This window comes from Robertmurraya dakarensis (genome assembly GCF_900156875.1).
In the GTDB taxonomy this organism is placed as follows: Bacteria; Bacillota; Bacilli; order Bacillales; family Cytobacillaceae; genus Robertmurraya; species Robertmurraya dakarensis.
In genome coordinates, this window is sequence record NZ_LT707409.1 from 3,088,929 (window position 1) to 3,090,969 (window position 2,041).

Below are 2,041 nucleotides of genomic sequence, written 5' to 3' on the forward strand. Positions count from 1 at the left end.
AAGTCTTGTTATCTTCAGTTACTGCAATAGCACCTTCACCGAATTTCTCCATTCCTTCTAGTGCTGCTTTAACAGCTGCCACTGATTCACCTGACAATGCTTCAGTAAATGTGATAGTTACAGTCTCTCCAGCATCTAAAGTAGAATTACTGTTTTGGTCAGCGATAACCATAGATTGAGCTGCAGGAGCAAATACATCTTCAACAGTTACATCAAATTGGTAATCTACTTCAACAGTTTTTCCATTGATTACAACTTCATCAACAAATAATGTTGCAGTTCCTTCAGAAAGAACAACTTCAGCAGCATTTTCATCATCTAGAGTAAATGATGCATCAGCGCTATCTGCGATAACAGCCTTCTTATCAGATACAACTGAGAAAGAAGTAATGTTTGAAGAATCTACAGTATCTCCATCTTGAGTAATTTCTAGAGCAGCTTGGATTTCTGCAAATAAGTTAGTTGTGTTATCAACTACAATTTCATCTTCAGTTTGAGTTAATTCATAAGCGGCTTCAGTATCAACTACCTCAAATTCAGTGTTGATGACTTCAAGGGCACCTACAGTTACTTTTAATGTGTACGTTCCAGTTTCTGTTACAGCAAGTTCGCTTCCAAAACCAAGTGAAACTGAAGTTCCAGTTGCACTATCGATCTCAGTACCATCTTCATCAACAACTACGTACTCAGCCTCAACAGCACCCGCAGTTTTCACATCATCTTCATCAACTGGGAATACTTGAAGTGTAGTTTCGCTTACAGTATCTTCGTCATCATCAGAAGAACCATAAAGATCAATTTCCTTTAAGCCTTCTAATTTATAGTCAGCAATCTCTCCAGCTTCTTCAATAGAAACTTCTAGAGTTTCAACAATTTTACCATCTTCATTTTTCACAGTGATAGTAGTCTTGCCAGTTTCACCATCTACTGCAGTTAAGTTTAATACAAGTGCACCAGATGTAGTTGTACGGCCTTCACCCTCTTGGTCCACCTCTACTGAATCACCTTTAACTTCAACAGTTAAGTCTTCTTCAGATGCCGAGAAATCCTCACCATATTGGTCTACTAGTTGAACTGTTACAGTTTCATTTTCATCAACATCAGGGTTAATTGCTAGGTTAGTAATAGCATCTCCCTCATCGTTTCGAATTTCTAAAGCATCAAACTTCGCTTCAGCCACAACATCAATTTTAACTACTTTTGTAACATCTCCCATAGTTACTTTAACATCTGCAGTACCGACTTTACGTGCTGTTAATTCACCAGTCGCTTCATCAACTACAAGGATGCTTGGAGAAAGTGATTCAAATTTAATTGTTTCGGCTGCTTCTTCACCATATTGGTCTAAGAATAATACATCTAGAGATAATCCGTTTTGGCCGATTGCGATATCATGGTCAGCTTCAAAATCATCAGCATTCCAAGCATCTAAGTCGCCAACAGGTTCAGACACTACTGAATAAGCTGAGAATTCTGTTGCTTCTCCATCATTAGCAGTAATTTTAATTCTTTTGCTCTTAACGTCACCAGCAACGATTTCGACAAAAACAGATTGTCCATCTTCTAAATCATTAGCAACAATTACACCAGTTGAAGTATCAACATCAGATCTGTCATCATTGAAAGTTACGTCAGTTTCTTCAGTAACATCTACTCCAGTATCTGTTAATACAGTGTATTCAATTTCGTAGTCTTCTGAAGGATCAATTGTCTTGCTTGAAGCTAGGATTTCAGAAACTTCACCTAGTACAAAGTCAAGAGTGTAAGATAATTCTTCTTCACCAGCATTGATTGTGAAATCGTATGAAGTTTCATCTTTAAGTGCATCATATAACTCAAGTGAAGCAGATTTTCCATCTTCAGCTAGTTCTACTGATTTAACGAAAATACGATCTTCATCTTCATCCTCAATCACAACATCATTACGGTCAAATGCTTCTACAGCTTGGTTAAACTGAACTTCAACTGTTGTTGTTGTATCAACATCAATGTTTGTAATTTCTGATTCAACAATTTCAGGAACTTCCGGTGTATTAACAGC

The 2,041-nt window shown here is 37.3% G+C and carries 1 protein-coding gene; it reads right to left on the bottom strand.

Annotation, left to right across the window (positions count from 1 at the left end):
* A partial coding sequence (locus CZ487_RS28215) for an Ig-like domain-containing protein (protein ID WP_077214854.1) occupies nucleotides 1–2,041 on the bottom strand: 2,041 nt, incomplete at both ends.